At 70.8% G+C, this 25209-nt stretch carries 25 protein-coding genes; 12 read left to right on the top strand and 13 right to left on the bottom strand.

Annotation, left to right across the window (positions count from 1 at the left end):
* Positions 1-27: 27 nt before the first annotated feature.
* Complete coding sequence (gene eda, locus F6X51_RS21325) at positions 28-651, top strand: bifunctional 4-hydroxy-2-oxoglutarate aldolase/2-dehydro-3-deoxy-phosphogluconate aldolase (protein WP_150965690.1); 624 nt, start codon at positions 28-30, stop codon at positions 649-651.
* A gap of 110 nt (positions 652-761) precedes the next feature.
* On the opposite strand, the gene F6X51_RS21320 is transcribed toward eda, so the two are convergent.
* The 3 genes from F6X51_RS21320 to F6X51_RS21310 all read right to left on the bottom strand — a co-directional run bounded on the left by F6X51_RS21320 (position 762) and on the right by F6X51_RS21310 (position 3977).
* Positions 762-1055, bottom strand: a complete 294-nt coding sequence (locus F6X51_RS21320) for a hypothetical protein (protein WP_150965689.1) — start codon at positions 1053-1055, stop codon at positions 762-764.
* A 262-nt stretch (positions 1056-1317) separates the two neighbouring features.
* Entirely contained in the window at positions 1318-3432 is a 2115-nt protein-coding gene (locus F6X51_RS21315) for an ABC transporter ATP-binding protein/permease (RefSeq protein ID WP_150965688.1), read from the bottom strand.
* Between the two features lie 239 nt (positions 3433-3671).
* Positions 3672-3977 carry a hypothetical protein gene (locus tag F6X51_RS21310; RefSeq protein ID WP_150965687.1) on the bottom strand — a complete coding sequence of 102 codons (306 nt, stop codon included), beginning with the start codon at positions 3975-3977 and terminating at the stop codon, positions 3672-3674.
* Positions 3978-4196: 219 nt separating this feature from the next.
* Between F6X51_RS21310 and F6X51_RS21305 the strand changes: the two genes are divergently transcribed.
* Positions 4197-4829 (top strand): 2OG-Fe(II) oxygenase, encoded by a 633-nt coding sequence (locus F6X51_RS21305; protein ID WP_150965686.1) that lies wholly within the window; start codon positions 4197-4199, stop codon positions 4827-4829.
* A 23-nt stretch (positions 4830-4852) separates the two neighbouring features.
* Positions 4853-5602, top strand: coding sequence for a peptidase inhibitor family I36 protein (locus F6X51_RS21300; protein ID WP_246696932.1), 750 nt, complete (start codon positions 4853-4855; stop codon positions 5600-5602).
* Positions 5603-5704: 102 nt separating this feature from the next.
* Here the strand turns inward: F6X51_RS21300 and groL are convergent, their stop codons facing one another.
* The gene (gene groL / locus F6X51_RS21295) at positions 5705-7348 is read right to left on the bottom strand and encodes a chaperonin GroEL (RefSeq protein ID WP_150965685.1); all 1644 of its coding nucleotides are present in this window, start codon (positions 7346-7348) and stop codon (positions 5705-5707) included.
* 97 nt (positions 7349-7445) lie between these two features.
* Positions 7446-7733 (bottom strand): co-chaperone GroES, encoded by a 288-nt coding sequence (groES, locus tag F6X51_RS21290; RefSeq protein ID WP_150965684.1) that lies wholly within the window; start codon positions 7731-7733, stop codon positions 7446-7448.
* 210 nt (positions 7734-7943) lie between these two features.
* Between groES and F6X51_RS21285 the strand changes: the two genes are divergently transcribed.
* Positions 7944-8945, top strand: coding sequence for a CorA family divalent cation transporter (locus tag F6X51_RS21285; protein WP_150965683.1), 1002 nt, complete (start codon positions 7944-7946; stop codon positions 8943-8945).
* A 76-nt stretch (positions 8946-9021) separates the two neighbouring features.
* Here the strand turns inward: F6X51_RS21285 and glyS are convergent, their stop codons facing one another.
* Entirely contained in the window at positions 9022-11148 is a 2127-nt protein-coding gene (gene glyS / locus F6X51_RS21280) for a glycine--tRNA ligase subunit beta (protein ID WP_150965682.1), read from the bottom strand.
* A 62-nt stretch (positions 11149-11210) separates the two neighbouring features.
* The gene (locus F6X51_RS21275) at positions 11211-12140 is read right to left on the bottom strand and encodes a glycine--tRNA ligase subunit alpha (protein WP_150965681.1); all 930 of its coding nucleotides are present in this window, start codon (positions 12138-12140) and stop codon (positions 11211-11213) included.
* Between the two features lie 213 nt (positions 12141-12353).
* On the opposite strand from F6X51_RS21275, the gene F6X51_RS21270 reads away from it, so the two are divergent.
* Positions 12354-12602 (top strand): hypothetical protein, encoded by a 249-nt coding sequence (locus F6X51_RS21270; RefSeq protein ID WP_150965680.1) that lies wholly within the window; start codon positions 12354-12356, stop codon positions 12600-12602.
* A 4-nt stretch (positions 12603-12606) separates the two neighbouring features.
* Here the strand turns inward: F6X51_RS21270 and F6X51_RS21265 are convergent, their stop codons facing one another.
* A complete protein-coding gene (locus F6X51_RS21265; RefSeq protein WP_150965679.1) occupies positions 12607-13464 on the bottom strand; it encodes a S49 family peptidase in 858 nt (285 codons plus the stop codon).
* 197 nt (positions 13465-13661) lie between these two features.
* Here F6X51_RS21265 and F6X51_RS21260 point away from each other — a divergent pair, with 197 nt between their 5' ends.
* The gene (locus F6X51_RS21260; protein ID WP_150965678.1) at positions 13662-14027 is read left to right on the top strand and encodes a hypothetical protein; all 366 of its coding nucleotides are present in this window, start codon (positions 13662-13664) and stop codon (positions 14025-14027) included.
* Here the strand turns inward: F6X51_RS21260 and F6X51_RS21255 are convergent.
* Positions 14021-14794, bottom strand: coding sequence for a tRNA1(Val) (adenine(37)-N6)-methyltransferase (locus F6X51_RS21255; protein ID WP_150965677.1), 774 nt, complete (start codon positions 14792-14794; stop codon positions 14021-14023). The genes F6X51_RS21260 and F6X51_RS21255 overlap by 7 nt on opposite strands.
* Positions 14778-15011: a putative signal transducing protein gene (locus tag F6X51_RS21250; RefSeq protein WP_150965676.1), complete on the bottom strand. Its 234-nt coding sequence runs from the start codon at positions 15009-15011 to the stop codon at positions 14778-14780. Before F6X51_RS21250 ends, F6X51_RS21255 begins: the two co-directional genes overlap by 17 nt.
* Positions 15012-15192: 181 nt before the next feature.
* Here F6X51_RS21250 and F6X51_RS21245 point away from each other — a divergent pair, with 181 nt between their 5' ends.
* The gene (locus F6X51_RS21245) at positions 15193-16215 is read left to right on the top strand and encodes a polyprenyl synthetase family protein (protein WP_150965675.1); all 1023 of its coding nucleotides are present in this window, start codon (positions 15193-15195) and stop codon (positions 16213-16215) included.
* Positions 16216-16229: 14 nt separating this feature from the next.
* Here F6X51_RS21245 and F6X51_RS21240 read toward each other — a convergent pair whose 3' ends face one another.
* The 3 genes from F6X51_RS21240 to F6X51_RS21230 all read right to left on the bottom strand — a co-directional run bounded on the left by F6X51_RS21240 (position 16230) and on the right by F6X51_RS21230 (position 21253).
* The gene (locus F6X51_RS21240; RefSeq protein WP_150965674.1) at positions 16230-17105 is read right to left on the bottom strand and encodes a 4-(cytidine 5'-diphospho)-2-C-methyl-D-erythritol kinase; all 876 of its coding nucleotides are present in this window, start codon (positions 17103-17105) and stop codon (positions 16230-16232) included.
* A gap of 457 nt (positions 17106-17562) precedes the next feature.
* Positions 17563-19434 carry a tetratricopeptide repeat protein gene (locus tag F6X51_RS21235; RefSeq protein ID WP_150965705.1) on the bottom strand — a complete coding sequence of 624 codons (1872 nt, stop codon included), beginning with the start codon at positions 19432-19434 and terminating at the stop codon, positions 17563-17565.
* A 145-nt stretch (positions 19435-19579) separates the two neighbouring features.
* A complete protein-coding gene (locus F6X51_RS21230; protein WP_150965673.1) occupies positions 19580-21253 on the bottom strand; it encodes an electron transfer flavoprotein-ubiquinone oxidoreductase in 1674 nt (557 codons plus the stop codon).
* Positions 21254-21447: 194 nt separating this feature from the next.
* Between F6X51_RS21230 and F6X51_RS21225 the strand changes: the two genes are divergently transcribed.
* The 5 genes from F6X51_RS21225 to F6X51_RS21205 all read left to right on the top strand — a co-directional run bounded on the left by F6X51_RS21225 (position 21448) and on the right by F6X51_RS21205 (position 25207).
* Entirely contained in the window at positions 21448-22314 is an 867-nt protein-coding gene (locus F6X51_RS21225) for a uracil-DNA glycosylase (protein ID WP_150965672.1), read from the top strand.
* A gap of 95 nt (positions 22315-22409) precedes the next feature.
* Positions 22410-23318, top strand: coding sequence for a KPN_02809 family neutral zinc metallopeptidase (gene ypfJ, locus F6X51_RS21220; RefSeq protein WP_150965671.1), 909 nt, complete (start codon positions 22410-22412; stop codon positions 23316-23318).
* 98 nt (positions 23319-23416) lie between these two features.
* Complete coding sequence (locus F6X51_RS21215; RefSeq protein ID WP_150965670.1) at positions 23417-23653, top strand: hypothetical protein; 237 nt, start codon at positions 23417-23419, stop codon at positions 23651-23653.
* 232 nt (positions 23654-23885) lie between these two features.
* Complete coding sequence (gntA, locus tag F6X51_RS21210; RefSeq protein ID WP_150965669.1) at positions 23886-24566, top strand: guanitoxin biosynthesis heme-dependent pre-guanitoxin N-hydroxylase GntA; 681 nt, start codon at positions 23886-23888, stop codon at positions 24564-24566.
* Between the two features lie 11 nt (positions 24567-24577).
* A complete protein-coding gene (locus tag F6X51_RS21205; RefSeq protein ID WP_150965668.1) occupies positions 24578-25207 on the top strand; it encodes a DUF1989 domain-containing protein in 630 nt (209 codons plus the stop codon).
* The last annotated feature ends 2 nt before the right edge of the window (positions 25208-25209 follow it).

Below are 25209 nucleotides of genomic sequence, written 5' to 3'. Positions count from 1 at the left end.
CCGAAACCACACGCTCCGGAGAAGTTCATGTCGACGACCAGCATCGACGCGCTGATGCGCTCGGTCCCGGTGATCCCGGTCCTCGTGGTCGAGGACGCGACCCAAGCCGAGCCGATCGCCCGCGCCCTGGTGGAGGGCGGCCTGACCGCCCTCGAGGTGACCCTCCGGACGCCAGCAGCCCTCGACGTGATCCGGGCCATGTCCCGGGTGGAGGGCGCGGTCGTCGGGGCCGGCACGGTACTCAATCCCCGGGACCTCGATGCCGCCATGGAGGCCGGCGCGCGCTTCATCGTCAGCCCCGGCCTCACGGCGCCGCTGACGGAGGCCGCGATCGATCGGGGCATTCCCTACCTGCCCGGCATCGCCAACGCCGCCGACATCATGCGGGGGCTCGATCACGGCCTCGACCGCTTCAAGTTCTTTCCCGCCGAGGCCGCGGGCGGCATCAAGGCGCTCAAGGCGCTGGCCGGCCCCTTCGGCCAAGTCCGGTTCTGCCCGACCGGTGGCATCAGCGAGGCCACCGCGCCGGACTGGCTCGCCCTGAAGCCCGTGCTCTGCGTCGGCGGAAGCTGGGTGGTGCCGGCCGGAACCCCCGACCTCGCCGCGATCCGCCGCGCCGCAGAGGCCGCCGCGGCGCTGCGCCCGGCCTGAGATCGGCCTCGGCAGACATGAGGACGCCCGCCGGGCTGGTGGCCGGGCGGGCGCTTGGGCGTCGCGATGATGGCGGGAGCCCCCGCCCTCCGGGCGCGGCCCGCGCTCGGTCAACAGCCGTCGTTGGCGGCTTCCTGCGCGGCGGTGGGCTTGCCCTCGGCCTGCTTCTTGACGTCGCTCGCCGAGGTCGCACCCGTGGAGCCGGCATTGTTCATTGCGCCCACGGTGCCCGGCGACTCGGCCTTGGCGCCCGGCGACACCTTCGCCTGCGAGCCTGGATCGACATTCGAGCTCGTATCGGTCTTGGCCTGATTTCCAGCCGTCGTGCCGGTCGTGCACGGTGCTGCGAATGCGGCCGAAGAGACGAGCAACATCGCGCCGGTGAGTATCGTGAGCTTCCGCATGCGTTCCTCCAATGGAATTAACGCAGGGCAAACGACGCGTCGTGGCGACGGTTCCAAAATATTCCCGAAATCTTGCCGCTTAATCCGAATCGGATTGCGCCTATATCCTGGTACGTGCGGTGCGAAACGATTTTGCATTGCCGCAAGCAGGGCCGTATTCAGCGGCGGCTCTGTCTAGAACTTGACGAACGGCACGCAATAGTTCGGCGGCTCGAACAGCGCGCCGCCTGGCGGCATCGGGCGCAGCCGTTGCCGCCGGCCTCTACTCGGCCGGGACCGGCTGGCGCAGCTCCCGCGGGACGAAGCGGCCATCGGGCCCGGCCTGCATGTCGAGGCGGCGGTCGTGATGCGCGAGGAGCGTCGAGCGGTGACCGATGGACACGATGGTGCTGTTCGGCAGCTGCTCGCGCAGCATCCGGTAGAGGCTCGCCTCGCTCGGCTCGTCGAGGGCGGCGGTCGATTCGTCGAGGAAGAGCCAGTCGGGCTTGGCCAGGACCGCGCGCGCGATGGCGAGGCGTTGCTGCTCACCCCCGGAGAGGCGCTGGTCCCAGACGTCGACTTCGTCGAGCCGGTCGGCGAGCTGGGGCAGCTGCGCGGCGACGAGCGCCTCGCGGATCGCCGCGTCGGAGAATTGGTCGGTGGTGTTCGGGTAGACGACGGCGCCGCGCAGCGTGCCGAGCGGGATGTAGGGCCGCTGCGGCAGGAGCAGCGCCGACTGCCCCTTCGGCACGTCGATGCGACCCTTGCCGAAGGGCCAGATCCCCGCGATCGCCCGGAACAGGGTGGACTTGCCCGAGCCCGAGGGCCCGGTGACGAGGGTCGCCGCACCCTTGGGAATCGAGATCCGGTCGGCCTGAACGATCTCGCGCCCGTCGGGCAGCGCCAGGGCGAGGCCGGTGGCGGTGACGTCGGCGGCGGTCTCGTTGCCCTGGGCGAGGCCGTAGCCCGCGCCCGAGAGGGCCTCGGCCTTGGTCATCGCCCGCTTGAACGAGGCGAGACGGTTCGTGTTCGCCTTGTAGGCCGCGATCGTCACGTAGGAGTTGATGAAGAAGGACAGCGACGACTGCACGCTCGAGAAGGCGTCGCCGGTCTGCTGGAACTGGCCCAGGGTGATCTTCTTCAGGAAGTAGGACGGCGCGGCGAGGATATAGGGGAAGACGACGCTGAGCTGGCTGTAGGAGAGCGTGAAGCTGCCGAGCTTGATCCGCCGGTAGATGATCCCGAGGTAGTTGTCGATGATCTCGCGGAACAGGCTGCGGAGGCGTACGCTCTCGGCGCGCTCGCCGCGCAGGAGCGCGATCTGCTCGGAATAGATGCGCGAGCGCGCGAGGGAGAAGCGGAAATCGGCCTCGACCTTCTCCTGACGGAAGTCGAGCCCGATCAGCGGGCGCCCGATCAGGTGCGTCAGCCAGGTGCCAACGACCGCGTAGCCGACGACGAGCCAGACCAGGAAGCCCGGCACCACGGTGTCGGTAAAGGGCAGCACGAAGTCCCGCGACAGGCCCCAGAGGATCACCATGAAGGAGACGAGGGTCGCGGCCTGCGAGAGCAGGCGGATCGAGAGCGTCGTCGTCTGCGAGATGAACAGGTTGACGTCGCTCTGGATGCGCTGATCCGGGTTGTCCGCGTGCTCGCCCGTGAAGGGGATGCGGTAATGGGTGCCGCCGTCGAGCCAGCGCTCGTAGAGGCTCCGGGTCAGCCAGGTGCGCCAGCGCAGGTGGAGCGAGGCGTCCACGAAGGTGTCGAACATGCCGATGATCACCCAGATCGTGGCGAGGGGCCCGAACACCCAGATCAGCTGATACCAGAACACGTCGGCCTGATATTCTTGGAGCGCGTTGAACAGGTCGCGGAACCAGAAGTTCAGGCGCAGCTGGAGCGCGACCTGCGCGAAGGTGATGAAGATCGAGAGCGCCACGAGGCGCTGCCCGACCTTGCCCTCCGTCGCACCGAAGAAGCGGAACGGGCCGATCTCGCGGGTCGGCTCGTCGCGGGAGGCGAAGTAGGGGTCGGCGATCAGCGTGATGTCGCGGATCGGCCCGAGATAGGAGATGCCGAGGACCATCGCGGCGAAGACCACCGCGCCGGTCGCCGCGAAGGCGGGAGGCAGGAGCGCCGCCAGCGTCGGCGGCAGCGCGCCCATCGCGGCGAGCGTCTTGCCGCCGGCGAGCACGAGGTAGCCGACGCCGTAGACCGAGACGAAGACCTTGAGGTAGGCGGAGAGGTGGGCCGAGGCGAGGAGGATACCCGCCATGACGAAGCCCGCCAGGGAGACGTAGAGGGGTGGGGAGGGCACCCCGGGAGCCGCCAGCAGCACGAGGGCGAAGATCGCCGTGAGGACGGCCTGAAAGCCGAGCCCGCTCCTGATTGCGGCCACGCGCATCTCCCGATTCTCTCGCTGCGCCGGGGCCGCTCCCGGGCCCGACCGGCCGGCAGTGACGACGGCTCATGGCGAGATAGTGGCGCGGCTCCCGGCTTGTCTCGTGAATTTTTGGTCATGGACGGGCGCCGGACAAGCGGCCGATGCCGGTCCCAGAGGGCGTGCGTCCGCTTCGCACGTCGCGCGGCCCAGACCCCTGGGGCGGCGTGACGCGGCCGAGGCCTCACTCCGTGCGGTTATTTCCAGTCCCAGTCCCAATCCTCGTAGCCCGGCTCCTTGCAGCGGTAGCCGATCGGGCATTGCGGGTTGTCGCGGGTCGGCGCGAAGCGCAGCTCGGCGATCTCCGTGAAGGTGCAGAAGCTGCGATCCCGCACGATGCGCTCGGCGAGGGCGCCGCCGGTGCCGAGCACCACCGCGCCCTCCCGCTTCACGAGGTCCATCGCTTCCAGGCAGGTCAGGCGCGGCGTCGCCGAGCGGTTCTGCCCGCTCGCCGGCATCGCCGTCGCGAGGCCGAGCAGGAGGGCGAGGACGGGGCGTCTCATCGCGGGGGGCCGGGCGCCTTACAGGGTATCGAGGGCTCAAGCATGGCAGTTTCCACCCGGGCCGGGAAGGGGTCGAGGCCCGCGCTGCCGTGTGCGCGCCGCAATCTCGGAATTTAGGGGATTCCCCATGCGCCAAGACGCGTTAAGATTTCACGCAACGCGAAATTGACGGACACGGCCGGCGCACGCTCTCAACTCGCGACAGCAGGAAACCTCTCGATGTCCGGTCTCTCGATTCTGAATATCGATGCGGTCAAGGCCGCCCCCGTCAGCCTCGAGCCCTACCGCTTCGCCCTGGCGGACGGCGTCCTCCGGGGCGAGGCGATCGCGGAGGTCTGCCGCGACTTCCCCGACATCGCCAAGCCCGGCTACCTCACGGTGGACGAGGTGGCGCTGAAGGGGCGCTTCAAGACCCTGATCGAGGAACTCGAGAGCGACGCCTTCTCGAAGATCCTCGGTGACAAGTTCGGCGTCGACCTCGTGTCCTGCCCGCGCCTCACCACGATCATGAAGCGCTCGCAGCTCAAGTACGGATCGATCCACACGGACGGCCCCTCGAAGGTGCTGACGCTCCTCGTCTACATGAACGAGGCCTGGGATGCCCCGGCCGCCGGGCGCCTGCGGGTGCTCTACGACGGCAAGAACTACACGCCCTTCGCGGTCGAGGTTCCCCCCACGATGGGAACGATGTTCGCGTTCCTGCGCGCCGACAATTCCTGGCACGGCCACGAGCCGTTCGAGGGCGAGCGGCGGGTGGTGCAGGTCGCCTGGCTGAAGGACGCGGCGGAGCTGGAGCGCAAGAAGAAGCGCAACCGGACGGCACAATTCCTCAAGGGCATCTTCGGGCGCTGAGAGCAGGATCGGGGGACGGGACGATGGCGGTGGGGATCGAGGGGGCCCTGACCGGTGCTTCGCCGGAGGCCGGTGCCGCGCGCGCGGACCCCAGAGGCGAGGCGCCCCGGATCGGGATCTCCAGGGGCGGCCTCGCGATGCTCCTGCTGATCGCGGCCGGTTGGGGCGCCCTGTTCAGCTACAGCGCCGTGTTCCTGGCCGAGGACATCCCACTGAGGCCCGGCCCCGCCGATCCCCGCGGGGCGGCGCGCGTGGAGGCGGCATCCTTCGAGCTGCCCGCCGAACTCGCCCGCCCGGTCGGCCCGGCCCTGCGCCGCCGGGCCGAGGCCGGGCCGGCCCTCGAAGGGCCGCTGCAGCCGCTGCAGCCGCGGCGCGTCGCCCTGGCGGGGGACGGTGCCGAGATGCCCCAGGCCGGCCCGCCGACGCTCGCGGCACCTCAGGGCTCACCCGCGTCGCCCGCCGCGATGCCGGCCGAGCGGGCGGACTATGTCGGGGTCTGGGGCCCGACCGGGGCGGCCTGCGGGGCGCGCTCGCGCCGCCGCGGCTTCCTGCCGGCCACGATCACGCCGGACGGGGCGCGGGCCGGCCGCACCGTCTGCAGCTTCCATGACGGGCGCCGCAGCGGCAATGCCTGGGTCCTGGCGGCCGAGTGCAGCGACCGCGGCCGCCGCTGGTCGTCGCAGGTCCGCCTCCTCGTCGACGGCGACCGCCTGATCTGGACGAGCGGCAAGGGCAGCGCGACCTACGTGCGCTGCGCCCGCCGCGCCGGCTGAGCATTCCCGAGCGCGGCCGCAGCGCGGCCTTCCCCGGCGCCGGAACGCGAAAGGGGCCGCCTCTCGGCGACCCCTCCTTGGTTGGCGCTGTGGCCGGACGTCTTAGAAGTCCATGCCGCCCATGCCGCCGCCGCCCGGCATCGCCGGAGCCGCGCTCTCCTTCTTCGGAGCATCGGCAACCATCGCCTCGGTGGTGACGAGGAGGCCGGCGACCGAGGCCGCGTCCTGAAGGGCGGTGCGCACGACCTTGGCCGGGTCGACGATACCCGCCTGGATCATGTCCACGTACTCTTCGGTCTGGGCGTTGAAGCCGTAGGTCTCGGAGCCCTCGTTGTCGGTGATCTTGCCGACCACAATCGAGCCCTCGACGCCGGCGTTGCCGGCGATCTGGCGGATCGGGGCCTCAAGCGCCTTGAGGACGATCTTGATGCCGGCCGCGACGTCGGCGTTGTCGCTCGTGAGAGCGGCGACCGCCTTCTTGGCCCGCAGGAGCGCGGTGCCGCCGCCGGGGACGATGCCCTCCTCCACCGCCGCGCGGGTGGCGTTGAGCGCGTCGTCGACGCGGTCCTTCTTCTCCTTGACCTCGATCTCGGTCGCGCCGCCGACGCGGATCACCGCGACGCCGCCCGCGAGCTTGGCCAGACGCTCCTGCAGCTTCTCGCGGTCGTAGTCCGAGGTGGTCTCCTCGATCTGCGCCTTGATCTGCGACACCCGGGCCTCGATGTCGGACTTCTCGCCCGAACCGTCGATGATCGTGGTGTTCTCCTTCTCGATGCGGACGCGCTTGGCGCGGCCGAGCATCGGCAGGGTCACGTTCTCGAGCTTGATGCCGAGGTCCTCGGCGATCATCTGGCCCTGGGTCAGGATCGCGATGTCCTCGAGCATCGCCTTGCGGCGATCGCCGAAGCCCGGAGCCTTGACGGCCGCGACCTTGAGGCCGCCGCGCAGCTTGTTCACCACGAGGGTGGCCAGCGCCTCGCCCTCGATGTCCTCGGCGATGATCAGGAGCGGCTTGCCGGTCTGGACCACGGCCTCGAGCACGGGCAGCATCGCCTGCAGCGAGGAGAGCTTCTTCTCGTGGATGAGGATGTAGGGATCGTCGAGCTCGGCGACCATCTTCTCGGCGTTGGTGATGAAGTACGGCGAGAGGTAGCCGCGGTCGAACTGCATGCCCTCGACGACGTCGAGCTCGGTCTCGGCGGTCTTGGCCTCCTCGACCGTGATCACGCCCTCGTTGCCGACCTTCTGCATGGCATGGGCGATCATCTCGCCGATTTCCTTGTCGCCATTGGCCGAGATGGTGCCGACCTGGGCGACTTCCTCGGACGAGGCGACCTTCTTGGCGCGGCTCGTGATGTCCTTGACGGCGGCCTGGGTGGCGAGATCGATGCCGCGCTTGAGGTCCATCGGGTTCATGCCGGCGGCGACATACTTGGCGCCCTCGCGCACGATCGCCTGGGCGAGCACGGTCGCGGTGGTGGTGCCGTCACCCGCGATGTCGTTGGTCTTCGAGGCCACTTCGCGCACCATCTGGGCGCCCATGTTCTCGAACTTGTCGGCGAGCTCGATCTCCTTGGCGACGGTGACGCCGTCCTTGGTGATGCGGGGGGCTCCGAAGCTCTTCTCGATCACGACGTTGCGGCCCTTCGGGCCGAGCGTCACCTTCACCGCGTCGGCGAGGATGTCCACGCCGCGGAGCATCTTGTCGCGGGCATCGGACGAGAAACGTACGTCTTTCGCTGCCATGTGCTGAGATCCTTTCGTAAGTGGATGTCGTGCCCCAAGGCGTCCCGGGCCGGGATGCCTCGAAGGGCGGAGTTCGCGGGACCGTGGGTCCGTCGCCTCAGGCGACGACGCCCATGATGTCGGATTCCTTCATGATCAGGAGGTCCTGACCGTCGATCTTGACCTCGGTGCCGGACCACTTGCCGAACAGGACGCGGTCGCCGGCCTTGACGTCGAGCGCGTTGACCCGGCCGGCCTCGTCGCGGGCGCCGGGGCCGACGGCGACGACCTCGCCCTCCTGCGGCTTCTCCTTGGCGGTGTCCGGGATGATGATGCCGCCCTTGGTCTTCTCCTCGCCCTCGATACGGCGGACGACGACACGGTCGTGCAGCGGACGGAACTTCATGAGCTGCCCTCTTGCTTCGAATTCAGAGATGGCGTTGATGCGGCCCGTGACGGGTCTCACGCCGGAGATTAGCACTCTCGAGCGGTGAGTGCTAACGAGGCCGCGAGATAGGCGCGTCCGTTTTTTGAGTCAAGGCTGCCGCACCCTCCGCCGCCTGTGGATGGCGGACGAATTCGTCTCCTGCCCGAGCCCTCACGGAAATCCTCCTCCATGCTGAGACTGCACGGCCCCGAGGGCGCGGTCGACCACGCGAGCCTGCCCGTAGGCGGGAGCCTCCCCGCGCACGCGATCTGGATCGATCTCAACGACCCGAGCGTCGAGGAGGCGGAGCGGGTCGAGGCGCAGACCGGCCTGCGGGTGCCCTCGCGGCAGGCCCTGAGCGAGGTCGAGAGTTCGAGCCGCCTGCGCCGGCTGAAGCAGGGCCTCTCCCTCTCGACGCCGATGATCACCTTCGACCAGGCGGATTCTCAGCTGAAGCCGCTCGGCTTCGTCCTGACCAAGGACCGCCTGATCACGGTGCGCTTCCACGATCTGCGCGCCTTCGCGGAGGTGGAGAAGCGCATCGCCACGGGCGACGGCCCTTGCGCCAACAGCACCGAGGTCTTCCTGCTGCTGATGGAGGAACTCGTCGACAGCCTCGCCGACGCGCTGGAGGACATGGGCGCGGACCTCGATGCGCTCTCGACCCGGATCTTCGACTTCGACGTCCGGGCGCGTCCGGGACGGCCCGGGGACAAGCCTCAGCCGCGCCGCCGCGACCTCGCGCTGCGCCGGATCCTGCGGGGCATCGGCCGGCGCGGCAAGGCGCTCGGCAAGATCCGCTCCAGCCTGCTCGGGCTCGAACGCATCGTGCCCTTCGTCGCCGCCGAGTGCGAGAGCTTCACCGAGGGTGAGGCCGATGCGCGCTTCGAGACCATCCGCCGGGACATCGCCTCCCTGGACGAGTTCGAGACCCGGCTCTCGGAGAACGTCCAGTTCCTCCTCGATGCGGCGCTCGGCCTGATCAGCATCGAGCAGAACAACGTCTTCCGGGTTTTGACCGTCGTCTCGGTGGTGGGCGTGCCCCCGACCCTGATCGCCTCGATGTACGGCATGAACTTCAAGCACATGCCGGAACTCGACTGGATCTACGGCTACCCCTATGGCCTGTCGCTGATCACCCTCAGCGCCCTCGTGCCGATCGTGTTCTTCAAGATCAAGGGCTGGTTCTGAGGACGAGGCGCCCGGTCCTGAGCGGCGGGCGCGCAGCGCCAGCCTCGGGGGAGGGCTCCGGGGATCGTCCGGCGCCTCACCCCTCGATCTTCGAGAAATCCGCCACTTCGCGCGTCGCCGCCCGCAGGGCGTTGAGCAGCGCGAGGCGGTTCGCCCGCAGGCCCGCATCCTCGGCGTTCACCGTCACCGTCTCGAAGAAGGCGTCGACCGGCGCGCGCAGCGTCGAGAGGGCACGCATCGCGCCCGCGAAATCCTCCGCCGCCACCGCCGCCGACGCGTCGCGACGGGCGACCGACAGGGCCTCGAAGAGCGCCCGCTCCTCGGGCTGGCCCGCGGAGGCGATCAGCCCGGCATCCGGCTCGGATTCGTAGGCGCGGCCGTCCTTCTTCTCCTCGATCCGCAGGATGTTGGCGGCGCGCTTGGACCCCGCGAGCAGGTTGCGGCCGTCATCCGTCTCCAGGAACTTGCCGAGGGCCTCGACGCGCCGGACCACCATCAGCAGGTCGTCCTGCCCGGGCAGCGCGAAGACGGCGTCGATGAGATCGTGGCGGGCGCCCTGGTCGCGCAGGTAGACCTTGAGGCGGTCGGCGAAGAAGGCGAGCAGATCGGGGAGGTACTGATCCTCCATCGTCGCGGGCGCTTTGGCGCCGCGCTCGCGATGTCCGACATCCGCCTTGCCGAACAGCTCGATCAATCGGAGCTTCAGCTGCCGCTCGCTGATCAGCCGGATCACACCGAGCGCCGCCCGCCGCAGCGCGAACGGGTCCTTGCTCCCCGTCGGCTTCTCGTCGATGGCCCAGAAGCCCACCAGCGTGTCGAGCTTGTCGGCGAGCGCCACCGCGACCGAGACCGGATCGGCCGGCACCCGGTCGCCCGGGCCGAGCGGCTTGTAATGCTCCTCGATCGCCGCGCAGACGCTCGGGTGCTCGCCCTGCAGGCCGGCATACTTGCGGCCCATCAGGCCCTGGAGCTCGGGGAACTCGCCGACCATCTCGGTGACGAGATCGGTCTTGGCGAGCCGCGCGGCGCGCTCGGCGAGGTCCGGATCGGCGCCGACCCGAGGGGCCAGGTCGCGGGCGAGCGCAGCGATGCGCTGGATGCGCTCGCCCTGCGTGCCGAGCTTCTCGTGGAACACGATGGTGTCGAGCTTCGGCAGGCGCGCCTCGAGCGTCGTCGCCCTGTCGGTCTCCCAGAAGAACTTCGCGTCCGAGAGCCGGGCCCGCACGACGCGCTCGTTGCCGGCCGTGATCGCGACGCCGCCGTCGCTCGCCACGAGGTTCGAGACCAGGATGAAGGCGGGGGCGAGATCCGCGCCGTCGCCCCGGCGCAGGACGAAGCACTTCTGGTTCGCCCGGATGGTGGCGCGGATCGCCTCCGCCGGGATGTCGAGGAAGCCCGCGTCGAAGGAGCCCATCAGCACCACGGGCCACTCGACCAGGCCCGCGACCTCCTCCAGCAGGCCCTCGTCCTCGACGAGTTCGAGGCCGCGCGCGAAGGCGAGGTCGCGGGCATCGTGCAGGATGATGTCCTTGCGCCGGTCCGCGTCGAGCACGACCTTGGCGCGCTCCAGGCTCGGGGCGTAATCATCGAAGCGGCGCACCTCGATGGCGTCGGGCGCAAGGAAGCGGTGGCCGTAGGTCAGCGTCCCGGCCGCGATGCCGTCCACCCCGAAGGGCACGGTCTCGGGCGTCTCGGTCTCGGGGCCGAAGGTGGCGACGATCGATTGCAGCGGGCGCACCCAGCGCAGCGAGCCCGGCTGCGCCGAGGCCTTGCCCCAGCGCATCGATTTCGGCCACGGGAAGTTGCGGATGATGCCCGGCAGGATCTCGGCCAGCACATCGAGGGTCTCGCGGCCCGGCCGCTCGATCACCGCGAGATAGAACGCGCCCTTCTTCGGATCCGTGACGGTCGTGGCCTCCGACAGGCTCGCGAGCCCGGCGCCCTTGAGGAAGCCCTGCACGGCGGCCTCCGGCGCGCCGACGCGGGGGCCGCGCCGCTCCTCGCGCATGGCCGCGCCGCGCGGCGGCAGGCCGGCGACGTGCAGCGCGAGGCGCCGGGGCGTCGCGAAGGCCTTGGCGCCCTCGTAGAGGAAGCCGCGCTCGACCAGCGCGTCGGTGACGAGCTTGCGCAGGTCCTCGGCCGCGCGCCGCTGCATGCGGGCCGGGATCTCTTCGGAGCGGAGTTCGAGGAGGAGGTCAGGCATGGTGGCGGCGTCCGGGAGGAGTGTCGGAAGGGTCGGTGGGGCGGCGCGCCGCCGGGTTCGGGTCAGGCCGCGCCGCCGCCCGCCGTCTGCAGCCAGGCCGCGCCGCAGGCCTTGGCAAGCTCGCGCACCCGCAGGATGTAGCTCTGCCGCTCGGTCACCGAGATCACCCCGCGCGCGTCGAGCAGATTGAAGACGTGGCTCGCCTTGATGCACTGGTCGTAGGCCGGCTGGGCCATGCGGTGCCGGCCCTCGGGGGAATCGGGAGCGCCGGCGTCGAGGTAGCTGCGGCAGGCCTTCTCGGCATCCGTGAACTGGCGGAACAGCATCGCGGTGTCGGCGGCCTCGAAATTGTGCCGCGAATATTCCTGCTCGGCCTGCAGGAAGACGTCGCCATACGTCACCGTGTCGTCGCCGGTGCCGCCGTTGAAGTTCAGGTCGTAGACGTTCTCGACGCCCTGCACGTACATGGCGAGGCGCTCGAGCCCGTAGGTCAGCTCCCCCGCCACCGGGGCGCATTCGAAGCCCGCGACCTGCTGGAAATAGGTGAACTGGCTCACCTCCATCCCGTCGCACCAGCATTCCCAGCCGAGGCCCCAGGCGCCGAGCGTCGGGCTCTCCCAATCGTCCTCGACGAACCGGATGTCGTGGAGCTTCAGGTCGACCCCGATGGCGTCGAGCGAGGCGAGGTAGAGCTCCTGCAGGTTCTCCGGGTTCGGCTTCAGGATCACCTGGAACTGGTAGTAATGCTGCAGCCGGTTCGGGTTCTCGCCGTAGCGGCCGTCCTTCGGCCGGCGCGAGGGCTGCACGTAGGCGGCGTTCCAGGGCTTCGGCCCGAGCGCCCGCAGGGTGGTGGCCGGGTGGAAGGTGCCCGCGCCGACTTCCATGTCGTAGGGCTGGAGGATGACGCAGCCCTGCGCGGCCCAGAAGCGCTGAAGCGTCAGGATCAGCCCCTGGAACGAGGCTTCGGGGGCGAGATCGACTGCGCTCGACATCGTTCTGGAACTTCCGGCCGGCGGGAAAGCGGTGGGCCGGAGCGTTTAAGAGCGTGCGGCGGGGTGTCAAGCGACGGGGCCGGTGCATCCGCGCACACTTTTCCGCCACGTTTCGGTCGAGACCCGGAACTGCCAAGCCCCCGGCCAAGTTTAATGCGCAATCAGGGGATGACGCACCGCCCCCGGGCGGTCCAACGGTTCGGATGACCAGTCATGCGCAAGGGTTTCACAGTGTTCGCCGCGATCGTCGCCACCTCGCTCGTCGCGACACCTTTCGTGATGGGCGCCAGCAAGGCGCTGGCGACCTCCGAGGAAATCTCGGCCGTGGCGATGCCGGTGGCGGTGGTCCCCGTCGAGGTCGCGCCGATCGCCGCGCCGGCTCCCGCGGAGACCTGCGCCCGCAAGGTCCGGGTCGTCTATTCGGGCTACGGCCAGCCGAGCGCCGCCTGCACCGTCCGCTGAGGCCCTAGAGCCCAAAGCGCGCCCAGGCGGCGCGCTCCTCGATCGCCCCGAGGGCCTCCTCGGCGATCCCGATGCCGCCGGGACTGGCGCGCCGCAGCAGCCTGGCGATCAGCGAGCCGCGCGCCTCCGCCACGACCCTGAGATCGACCGTCTCGCCGAAGCGCGCCCGCATCACCGAGCGCAGGTCGCCGAGGGCGTCGATCAGGCCGAGTTCGACCGCCTGCCGCCCGGTCCAGATCGCGCCGGTGAACAGGCTCTCGCCGTCCTGGCGCAGGCCGGGCCGGCGTGCCGACACGAGGCCGGTGAAGAGGTCCTGCACGTCGGCCTGGATGCGCTTCAGACGGGCCACGTCGGCCGGGTCCTCGGGCCGGAACGGGTCCAGCATCGCCTTGGCCTCGCCCTGCGTGTGCACCCGGCGCTCGATGCCGATGCGCTCGATCAGCCGGTCGAAGCCGAAGCTCGCGGAGACGACGCCGATCGACCCCACCACCGAGGTCGGGTCGGCCACGATCTCGTCGGCCGCGCAGGCGATCATGTAGCCGCCCGAGGCCGCCACATCCTCCACGAAGGCGATCACCGGCACCTTCTTCTCGGTGGCCAGCGCCCGGATGCGCCGGTGGATCAGGTGGGACTGGGCGGGCGAGCCGCCCGGCGAGTTGATCACGATCGCGACGGCCGACAGCCCCGCCATGCCGAAGGCCCGCTCCAGGCTCCCCGCCACGGTGCCGATCGAGAGGCCGGGCCGAATCGGCGAGACGGCCCCGATGGCGCCGCTCAGGCGCAGCACCGCGACGCGGGGGCGCGTCTCGCGGAAGCGGCGGGGCAGGAGGGCGCGGAGGGGCGCGGGCAACGCGAGCGGCATGGGTGTCCGGATCCAACTGAGCTACGGGAGATAGGCGTCCCTGGCCTCGGCAGGTGGGCACTGCGTAGTCCACCGCAAGGCTTCGCACCATCGTGCCGGCGTCCGCAACCGAACCGTTTCGCGCTTCGGTCGTTTCAGGAGGTCGGCGCGCCCCGTCGGGCCCGCGCCGCGTGGCCCTCGTCTGGGGAGGAGATCGGATGCGTGTGTTCGCTTCACCGGCCTTGCGGCCGGTCCCCCGGCCATGGCCGGCCCTGCGCTGGCTGGTCCTGGCCCTCGGTTTGCTCGGCGGGGCGGCGGGGCTCGGCCTCGGCGCCCAATCCGCCCCCCTGCCGGTCTCCGCCGCCGTCGGGCAGGCGGGCGGGGACGGCCTCGCGACGGAAGTGCGCTGGCGCCGGCACTATCGCCACCGCCATTACCGCCGCCATCACGGCTGGCGTCGGCACCATTACGGCCGCCGCCATTGGCGCCGGCATCACCATTGGCGCCGGTATCACCACCGCCGGCATTGGGGCTGGCACCGGCCCTATCACCGCCGGCATTACGGCTGGCGTCCGTTCTACTGAGACGGAGGGGCGCTGCCCGCCCTCGGCCGGGCGCGGTGCAGCGCCTCCGCCTCCGGCGTGAAGCGGCCGTCCGCCGCCTGCAGGACGAGGGGGGGCAGAAGGCGGAGGGGCGCGCGGCTGCCCTTCACTGCAGTCACCAGGATGCGGATCGCCGGGCGCTCGGCCCGGGCATGGACGGGCCGCACCGCGACGGCGCCGAATCGTCCGCGCAGGGCGTCGAGGCAGTCCGGCAGCGCGTCGGCCCGATGGATCAGCCCGAGCCGACCTCCCGGCCGCAGCAGGTCCGTGCAGGTACGCAGCCAGGTCTCGAGCCCGCCGCTCGCGAAGGTGTGCGCGCAGGCCTTCTCGGGGTTGGGCGAGGGCCGGCCGCGTCTGGTGTCGAAGAAGGGCGGGTTCGTCACCACCACGTCGGCGAGGCCCGGCGTCAGACCGGCGGCATGCCGGGCGCTCCCCGGCGCCAGAACGTCCGCGGCGATCACCCGCGCCCGCGCGTCGAGTTCGTTCTCACGGACATTGCGCGCGGCCAGCGCCACGAGGTCGGGCTCGCGCTCGACGAGCACCACCCGGCAGGACGGGTGCAGCCGCGCGACGCCGAGGCCGACCGCCCCCGTGCCGGCGCCGACGTCGCAGACGAGCGCGCCGTCGCCCGGCACGACGAGATGGGCGAGGAGCGCCGCGTCCGTCCCGGCCCGGTGCGCGCCGCGCGGCGGCTGGTGCAGCCTGAGGGCGCCGCCGAGGAAGAGGTCGGGCTCAGCGTCCGGGCTCATCACGCAGTTCGTGGGCGAGGCCCGCATCGGTGAGGAGCCGCCGCGCCTGGCGGGCATGGTCGCTCGGCACCAGCAGGCGGCGCGGGAAGGCGCCGATCGAGCCCTCCATCAGGCTCATGTGGTCGTCGGCGACGAGCACCGGGATCTCGGCGCCCTCGAGCAGCGAGCGGGCGAAGCCGATGAGCACGATGTCGTTGCTGCGGATCAACTCGATCATCGGGGGAGAACGCCTCGGGAATGCGGCCGCACGGCAGGGATGCGCATTCGCCGCGTACAGGTTCGGAGCCGCGCGCGCCATATCTGCGCTCGTGTCCCACGTGTTGCAGCGCCAACGAGCCCGTGCGAAGGGGTGCCGCACGTTTCGTCGTCCGTAAATTCTGGTCTGGAGGCATCGGACCTTGGGTGTCGTCGTTTCCCTCGATGAGGGCCGCTCCGATCCGGAGGCGAGCCTGTCTGACCTGGTCGCCCTGGTGGCGGGCGGCATGGATCGCGTCAACGCGATGATCCTGTCGCGGACGGGCTCGGACGTCGCCATGATCCCGGAGGTGGCCAACCACCTCATCGCGTCGGGGGGCAAGCGCCTGCGCCCGATCCTGACCCTCGCGACCGCCGACCTCTGCGCCTATTCGGGCGGGGAGGGGGCGGTGAAGCTCGCCGCCAGCGTCGAGTTCATGCACACCGCCACCCTGCTGCACGACGACGTGGTGGACGAGAGCGACATGCGCCGCGGCCGCGTCGCGGCGCGGATCAACTGGGGCAACCAGGCCAGCGTCCTCGTCGGCGACTTCCTCCTCGGCCAGGCCTTCCGGATGATGGTGGAGGTCGGCAGCCTGCGCGCCCTCGACATCCTCTCGGCGGCCGCGACCGTGATCGCCGAGGGCGAGGTGATGCAGCTCACCGCCGCCAAGAACACCGAGACGAGCGAGGACGAGTACCTCGCGGTGATCCGGGCCAAGACCGCGGAATTGTTCGCGGCGGCCTGCGAGGTCGGCCCGGTTCTGGCCGAGCGTCCCCGGGCCGAGCAGGCGGCCTGCCGCTCCTACGGCATGAACCTCGGCATCGCCTTTCAGCTCATCGACGACGTGCTCGATTACGGCGGCACCAGCGCGAGCCTCGGCAAGAACGTCGGCGACGATTTCCGCGAGGGCAAGATCACCCTGCCGATCGTGCTCTCGTTCCGGCGCGGCAGCGACGAGGAGCGGGTCTTCTGGCGCCGGACCCTGGAGCAGGGCGACGTCCGGGACGGTGACCTCGAGACCGCCCGCGCCATCCTGAAGCGTCACCGCGCCCTGGAGGACACGGTGGAGCGCGCCCGCCACTACGGTGCCATGGCCCGCGACGCGCTGGCGCTGTTCCCCAACGGCCGGATGAAGGCCGCCCTGCTGCAGGTCGTGGATTTCTGCATCGCCCGGGCGCATTGAGGGCCCGGTAGCGCTCAGCGCAGCAGCGTCGGCACCACCCACCAACCCGGCCTCGCGCGCCCGATCGTGCGGGCGGCCGCCGCCGCCTCGCTGCGATGGCCGAAGATCCCGAACACCGTCGCGCCCGAGCCCGACATCCGGGCGAGGCGGCACCCGGTCTCCGCCCGGAGCGCCGCCAGGGCCTCGCCGATGATCGGCGCCACCGTGAGGGCCGGCGCCTCGAGGTCGTTGCGGGCGGGGCCGATTGCGGCGAGCAGCCCCTCCGGGTCGAGGCCCGCCGCGATCTCCGGGTGGGCCGCGCCGGGGAGCGCCTGCCCGACCCTCAGGCCGAGGGCCTTGAAGACCGGGGCGGTCGGCACCGGCACCCCTGGATTGATCAGCACCGCCGGCAGCGGCCGCAGGGCGAGCGCGGGCCCGAGGGTCTCGCCGGCCCCCCGCATCATCCGGGCCCGGGGCTCCAGGCAGACCGGCACGTCGGCGCCGGTGGCGCGGGCCGCCCCGATCACGTCGAGATCGTCGAGGGCGATGCCGTTCAACTCCGCCACGAGCCGCAGCGCCGCCGCGGCGTCCGAGGAGCCGCCGCCGATGCCGGCCGCCACGGGCAGGCGCTTCGTCAGGTGGAAGCGCCCGGCGCGCAGCCCCCGGCGCCGCCCGGCGAGGTGGTGCACGGCCCGCAGCACGAGGTTGTCGTCGGTCGGCCCGGCCGGCCCTGCGGTCGGCCCGCTCACCGTCAGCGCCAGGGCATCCCCGGGGGTCAGCGCCAGGAGGTCGGCGCTGCCCGCGAAGGCCACGAGGCTCTCCAGCGCATGATAGCCATCCCCCTCCCGCCGCCCGAGGACGTGGAGCGTCAGGTTGATCTTGGCGGGCGCGCGGGTGACGAGGCTGGACATGGGGGCCGTCTAGCACGGGCCCCCTCCCGCCGGGGAGTGCTTCGGGATCGGCCCTCCACCGTTGGGGCTGCGGCTCGGCACCGGGCGGATGACGGGCGTGCTCCCCAGGCCTTGCGGCCGACGCGCCCCCCATGTTGGTTTTGACACCCGCCCGGTCCTGCCGGTCTCGCCGGCCAGCGCGTCAGAACGACGGCGGGACGCTCGACCTCTCCCGTCCGGGAGAGGTCGAGTCCGCGACAGCGGACCGGGTGAGGGGTGCGCGTTATCCGGACAACGCGCATCCCTCACCCCAACCCTCTCCCGGACGGGAGAGGGGGCGCGTCGCGCCGCCCGTGCTGTTCTGGTATCCGCCGCACCAATGGGGCGTTGCCGGCCGGCGCCGGCTCGGGAACCGACAGGCGTCGCCCCGGCGGCGAGCCTGCCGCGCGGTGCCGCGGAACGACGGCGTCAGGGCAGCCTAGCCGCCGGTCTTCTTCTTGTCGGCGGAGCCGGGAGCGTCGTTCGGGGCGGGGGCGCCCTTCGGGAGTTCCGGGTTCTCGGGGTTGTGCGGGGCCGCGACCGGGGCCGGCGGGTTCTCGGCGGTGGCCGTCGGCTTGTCGAGCTCGGGCAGGCCGTTCTTGAGCTTGTCGTTGATCTTCTCGAGATCGTCGGGCTCAGGGTTCAGGTCCTTGGCGTGCTGCCACTGGAACTTGCCCTCGAGGCGGCGGCCCGAGCGCCAGTAGGCGTCCCCGAGGTGGTCGTTGATGGTCGGGTCGCCGGGCTTCAGCTCGACGGCCTTCTCCAGCTCGCGGGTGGCGTCGTCCCAGCGGCCGAGGCGGTAATAGGCCCAGCCGAGGCTGTCGATGATCATGCCGTCGCGCGGCGAGGCGTCGACCGCCTGCTTCAGCATCTTGAAGGCGTCGTCGATGTTGATGTTCTGGTCGACCCACGAATAGGCGAGGTAGTTCAGCACCTGCGCCCGGGCGTTGGGCTGGCTCGCTGGGACGAGCTCCAGGGCCTTCTTCAGATCGGCCTCGGCCTTCGGCCATTGCTTGGCGCGCTCGTAGGCGGTGCCGCGGAAGTAGAAGGTCGTCCAGTAGTTCTGCACCGGCCGGTCGCCGATCAGCTCGATCGCGCGCGAGTAGGTGGCGGCGGCCTCCTCGTACTTCTTGCGCGAGCGCTGAACGTTGCCGAGTGCCGTGATCACGTCGATGTCGTTCGGATGCGCCTTCATGGCGGCGTCGAGATGGGTCAGGGCCTCGTCGCCCTTGCCCATCTGCTCGAGGTTGAGGCCGACCTGGATGTCGGCGTTGAGCTTGAGGGGCGAGGCCGCGGGGATCTGGGTGTAGGCCTCGTTCGCCCGTTCCGGCTGCTTCATCCGGTCGAGGGTGTCGGCCAGGGTGAGCCGCGCCAGCGCGTGCTCCGGGGCGAGGTAGAGGGCGAGGCGCAGATACACCACCGCCGGAAGCTCGTCCCCCTGCGTCGAGCCGGCCGAGCCGAGGCCGTAGAGCACCTCGGCGCCGCCCTCCTGGGCCGTGGTGATCAGGCGGCTGAGGGGCTTGCCGGCCCGGAGCCGGTCGAGGGCGTCGCGCACGATCGGGTGGCGCGGCAGCAGGCTGTCGAACTCCGTATAGGCCTGGATCGCGAGGTCGGTCCGGCCGGCCTGGGCCTCGAAGCGCGCGTAGGCATCGACGATGCGCAGGGTGTTGCGGTCGGCGTCGTAGGCGGCCTTGAGGCGGCGCTCGGCCTCGGCCTGGTCCCCGACCACGCTGGCGATCAGGCCCGCATGGTAATCCCGGAAGGTGTTGTAGTAGCGCTCGCCCTTGAGCTTCGAGACCGTCTCGAGGGCGCGCTTGCCGTCGCCCTGGCCCGCGAAGGCCCAGGCGGTCAGGAGCGTCGCCGTGAGGTCGGCGGCGGCGCCCCGGCCGCTGCGGGCGAAGTTCTGGCGGGCGGCGGCCCACTGGCCGGCCTTGATCTGGCGCACCCCGAGGGCGAGCTGCGCCAGGCCGTTGGCCCCGTCCCGGGTCGCGAGCCGCTCGGCCGCCCGGAAGGCGTCGGGGAGCGCCCCGTCGGCCAGCAGCGACACGAAGGCCCGCTCCAGGAGCTCGGCGTTGCGCGGGTCCGCCTTCACCGCCTCGCGGTAGAAGCTCGCGGCGGCGGCCGTGTCGCGCGAGGCGCCGGCGATGTAGGCCGAGAGGAAGTTCCCCTCGAGGGATTCGGCGGGCTCGTACTCGGAGATCGGCGCGGATTCGCGGGGCTGCGCGGCGGACACGGAGGCCGTGAGCGGCAGGCTCGCGGCGAGGGTCAGGGCCAGCAGCGAGACGGTATGGCGGGCAGCTTTTGCGTTGATGGGCACCAGTCGCGGCTCCTACGCGCGCCGGCCCGAAGGGTGGGCCGGCACCGATTTTCGCGGGGACAGTGGACTCATCCCGCCCTGCCCGCAAGGCGAAACGATGGCGTCCGCGGGGCCGCCCTCCGCGGCGGAACCGCCCGGATCACATGTTCGGATAGTTCGGTCCGCCCGGCCCCTCGGGGGTCTCCCAGTTGATGTTCTGGTTCGGATCCTTGATGTCGCAGGTCTTGCAGTGGACGCAGTTCTGCGCGTTGATCTGATAGCGCACGCCGTCGCCGGCGCTCGCATCCTCCACCCATTCGTAGACGCCGGCCGGGCAGTAGCGGGCGGACGGCCCGCCGAAGACGTCGTGCTCGGAGGTCTTCTGCAGACCCATGTCCCGCACCTTGAGGTGGGCCGGCTGGTCCTCCTCGTGGTTGGTGTTCGAGAGATAGACCGAGGAGAGCCGGTCGAAGGTCAGCTTGCCGTCCGGCTTCGGGTAGACGATCGGCGTCACCTCCTTCAGGGGCTTCAGCGTGGCGTGGTCGGGCTTGCCGTGCTTGAGCGTGCCGAAGAGCGAGGTGTTGAGAAGCGTGTTCGCCCACATGTCGACGCCGCCGAGGCCGACGCCGACGAGGGTGCCGTAGCGCGACCAGAGCGGCTTGACGTTGCGCACCGCCTTGAGGTCCTGGCCGATCGGGCTGCTGCGCCAGCCGTTCTCGTACTCCGTCAGCTCGTCGCCCTGGCGCCCGGCCTTGAGCGCCGCCGCGATCGCCTCGGCCGCCTGCATCCCCGACAGCACCGCGTTGTGCGATCCCTTGATGCGGGGCACGTTCACGAAGCCGGCGGAATCGCCGACGAGGCAGCCGCCCGGGAAGACGAGCTTCGGCACCGATTGCCAGCCGCCCTCCATGATGGCGCGCGCGCCGTAGCCGATGCGCTTGGCGCCCGCGAACACGTCGCGGATCATCGGGTGCGTCTTGAAGCGCTGGAACTCCTCGAACGGCGACAGGGTCGGGTTCTCGTAGTTCAGATGCGTGACGAAGCCGACCGAGAGCAGGTGGTCGTCGAAATGGTAGAGCCAGGAGCCGCCCCCGGCCCTGTTCGGCAGCGGCCAGCCCATCGTGTGCTGCACGAGGCCGGGCCGGAACGTCCCGGGGGTCAGCTGCCACAGCTCCTTGACGCCGAGCCCGTACTTCTGGTGGTCCCGGTCCGCGTTGAGCCGGAACCGGTCGATCAGGGTCTTGGTGAGCGAGCCCCGCGCCCCCTCGCCGAAGATCGTGTACTTGCCGCGCAGCTCCATGCCGCGGGTATAGTCGTCGCGCGGCTCGCCTGACCTTCCGACCCCGAGATCGCCCGTGGCGATGCCGGTCACCGCGCCCCGGTCGTCGTAGAGCACCTCGGAGGCGGGGAAGCCCGGATAGATCTCGACGCCGGCCTCCTCCGCCTTGCGGCCGAGGAACTTCGCCACGTTCGAGAGCGAGCCGACGAAGTTGCCGTGGTTCGACATCAGCTTGGGAAAGAACAGGTTCGGCAGGCCGACGCCGCTGTTCCTGGTCAGGAACATGAACTCGTCGCGCTCGACCGCGGTCTTGAGCGGCCGGTCCGGGTCGTCGCGCCAGTCCGGCACCAGGGCGTCGAGGCCGCCCGGATCGACGACGGCGCCCGACAGGATGTGGGCCCCGACCTCGGAGCCCTTCTCGACCACGACGACGCTGATCTCGGCGCCGATCTCCGCGGAGAGCTGCTTCAGGCGGATGGCGGCGGCGAGGCCCGCGGGCCCGGCGCCCACGATGACCACGTCGAAATCCATGCCCTCGCGTTCCGGAAGCGCCATCCTGTTTCCTCCTCCCGCCACCCGCGCGGACCTGCGCGCGACCGTGGCCGACCGTCTTTACCCCGGGTCTTTCTCAACCCGTTCCAAGGTAGGAACGCAAGCGGCAATGGACAGGCGCGCCGTGTCGCCGCGCCCGGCCCGGATTGGGCCCGCATCCGTTGTCCACAGGCATCCGGAACCCCACATTTCCGTTCATGACTTCGCATGCCGACGGTGAGCGGGACCTGATCTCGTATCTCGACTTCCACGTGGAGGCCGGCGTCGACGCCGCCCTCGACGAACACCCGCATGACCGCTTCGGCGAGGCGGAGGCGCCGCCCCTGGGCCGGGCGCCCGCGCGCGCCGCGCGCCCGGCCGGCCCCGAGGAGGCGCCGCAGCGCCGCGAATTGCCGCCCCGCGACGCCCCGAAGGCGCCCCCGGCCCAGACCTACGGCCGCTCGGCCGCGGCCAAGCCCGACGAGGCGGCGGTCGACGCGCGCGCGCAGGCCAAGGAGACCCGCAGCCTCGAGGAGCTCGAGGCGCTGCTCGCCGGCTTCGACGGCTGCCCGCTGAAGTTCACGGCCAAGAACCTCGTCTTCGCCGACGGCAACCCGGCCTCGCGCCTGATGTTCGTGGGCGAGGCCCCGGGCGCCGACGAGGACCGCATCGGCAAGCCCTTCATGGGCCGCTCCGGCCAGCTCCTCGACCGGATGATGAAGGCGATCGGCCTCGATCGCTCGAGCGCCTACGTCGCCAACATCGTCCCCTGGCGCCCGCCGGGGAACCGCAACCCGACCCCGCAGGAGGTCTCGATCTGCAAGCCCTTCGTCGAGCGCCAGATCGAGCTCGCCGACCCCGACCTGATCGTCTGCCTCGGCAGCCCGGCGACCCAGGCGCTCACCGGCACCAAGGACGGCATCCTCAAGGCGCGGGGGCGGTTCTATCCCTACACGCTCGGGACCCGCGAGATCCGGATCCTCGCGACCCTGCACCCGGCCTACCTGCTGCGCCAGCCCGTGCAGAAGCGGCTGGCCTGGCGGGACTTCCGGCTGCTGCGCGCGGCCCTGGACGGACGGGCCTGAATCGGTCTAGGCGCAGGCGCCAAGCGGAACCGTTTCTCAGCCGGCATCATTGATCAGGCTGGCGGCGACGGCGTTGAACGAGTGGTGGCGGTATCATGCGCTGGGAAGATTTTCGCAGTTCTGAGAACGTCGAGGACCGGCGCGGCGATGGCGGCGGTGGCGGCGGCTTCGGGTTCCCGGGCGGCGGGGCCGGCGGCCTCGGCATCGGCACCATCGTGATCCTGTGCATCATCGGCTGGGTCACGGGCATCAACCCCGCGATCCTGATCGGCGGGGCCGAGCAGATGACCGGCGGCGGGCGCCAGCGCGAGGAGCAGGCCGACCCGGGCACCCAGCAGCGCCGCCGCACGCCCCCGACCGACCAGAGCGGCCAGTTCGCCGCCAAGATCCTCGGCAACACCGAGGACGTCTGGAGCACCGTGCTGCCGAACCAGACCGGCAAGCAGTACACCCCGACCGCCATGGTGCTCTACACCGGCGGCACCCGCAGCGGGTGCGGCTCGGCCCAGGCCGCGATGGGCCCGTTCTATTGTCCCCTCGACAAGAAGGTCTACCTCGACACCGGCTTCTTCAAGGAGATGAGCCAGCGCTTCAACGTGAAGGGCGACTTCGCCTACGCCTACGTCATCGCCCACGAGGTCGGCCATCACGTGCAGGACGTGCTCGGTATCCTCGGCAAGGTGCAGTCCCGCCAGCAGGCCTCCGGTAAGGTCGAGTCGAACCGCCTCTCGGTCCGGGTCGAGCTGATGGCCGATTGCCTCGCGGGCGTCTGGGCCAAGAACTCGAACGACCGCTGGAACGCCCTCGAGCAGGGCGACATCGAGGAAGCCCTTCAGGCGGCGAGCGCCATCGGCGACGACAAGCTGCAGAAGCAGAGCCAGGGCTACGCCGTGCCGGACTCGTTCACGCACGGCTCCTCGGAGCAGCGGATGCGCTGGTTCATGAACGGTTACAAGAGCGGCCAGACGAAGTCCTGCGACACCTTCCGGACCGCCGGCAACTGAGCCTGCGCGATCGTCCGGGAGCGTACGCCTGGCGCCGATCCGACGCGGGCAAGCACGGCCGTTGAACCCAAACGCGGCGCCTCCGCGTAGCGGCCGGGATGACGGACCACCGCCCCATCCTGCGCGCCCATATCCGAGATATCCTGATCCGCGGCCTGTCGCGGCAGGGGGACCGATCGCGCCGCGCGAGCCTGTCCGGCCCGCGCGAACGGGCCGAGCCGGCGCGGCACCGGGGCGCGCCGGAGGCCGACCTGCGGACGCATCTGCGCCGCGTGCTGCGCAGCCTGCCAGGATACCGGGCCGCCCCGTCACCCCTCGGCCGGGCTAACCCCTGAGGCACGAAGCCCGATCGTTCCGAGCCGGATCGGACCGAAAGCGGGTATATTCTCAGAAGCCTGTGGATGCCGCGTGCGGATTGCCGCAACGGCGGAACTACGCCCCATCCCCCCCGGTTTGCCAGCGCTGACTGCCTGATCGGCGCGCAAGCTGCCTCGCTGCGAGGCAGAGTTCCGCGCCCGGCGTTCGGCCCCGCACCACTCAGTTCCGCGTTGAGAGACCCGAGGCCCCATGCTCATTCCGAGGAACGACAGCGAGCATCCGCTCGCCCGCAAGTTCAAGGATTTCATCCGCAACCCCCCATTCCCCTGTGTCGGCGCGAAATCGGCCCTGTCGAAGGGGCAGATGCGCATCGTCGTGGCCCGGGACATCTCCTCGGGCTGGGACGACACCCGGCTCTACCCGGCGCTGCTCTCCTTCATCTGGCGCTACCGCAAGCGGCCGGACCTGTTCCAGAGCTTCGCGGTGGTGTTCGAGGGCCCCGACGACCTCAGCGAGGAGGCTTTCGAGCGCCATCTCTGGGCCCGGGCGCAGTCGCTGTCCGACAAGGACAGCTTCCTCGGCCAGCGCTACGATCCGCGAGTGAACGACGACCCGGACAACCCGCACTTCTCGCTCAGCTTCGGCGGCGAGGGCTTCTTCATCGTCGGCCTGCATCCCGGGGCGAGCCGGCCGGCCCGGCGCTTCGACCATCCGGTGCTGGTGTTCAACCTGCACGCGCAGTTCGAGCGGCTCCGTGCGGAGGGCCGCTACGAGAAGCTACGCGATTCGATCCTTACCCGCGACGAGGCCCTGGCCGGGACGCGCAACCCGATGCTCGCCCGCCACGGCGAATCGTCGGAGGCCCGCCAGTACAGCGGCCGGAGCGTCGGTCCGGACTGGGTCTGCCCGTTCCAAGGTCGGCAGGCATGAGCGCGGCCGACATGAGCGCGGCAGACACGCACGCATCCTGCAACAGCGGTACGCGCCACGAGATCCCGCCGCGCTCGGGCACGGCCTTCACCCTGGCCAAGGGCGACCGGCTCACGGTGATCGACCCGCGCGGCGAGCAGGTCGCGGACCTCCTCGCCTTCAGGCGGGGGGATCTCGACGAGGTGATCTCGTCGGGCCGGACCCTCGATTATGCCAGCCGCATCTACCTGACGACCGGGGACCCGATCTACTCGAACCGCTCGAACGTGCTGCTGCGCATCGTCGAGGACACGGTGGGCCGCCACGACTTCCTGCTGACGCCCTGCTCGGCCGACACCTTCCGGATCATCTACGGGGACGAGCACCCGCACCGGGGCTGCTTCGGCAACCTCGCGGCGGCGCTGGCGCCCTACGGCATCGCGCCCGACCGGATCCCGGTGGCCTTCAACGTCTTCATGAACGTCACGGTGGACGGCGAGACCGGCGCGCTGAAGGTCGAGCCGCCCCTCAGCCGGGCCGGCGACCGGGTCACCTTCGAGGCCGAGACCGACCTCGTGATCGGCCTGACCGCCTGCTCGGCGCTGCAATCGAACAACGGCAGCTTCAAGCCGATCGCCTACGAGATCACCCGCGCCGCCTGAGC

The sequence above is a fragment of the Methylobacterium planeticum genome (assembly GCF_008806345.1).
Lineage (GTDB): Bacteria > Pseudomonadota > Alphaproteobacteria > Rhizobiales > Beijerinckiaceae > Methylobacterium > Methylobacterium planeticum.
Note: the sequence above shows the minus strand (reverse complement) of the source record. Positions and strands in the feature narration are given on the sequence as shown.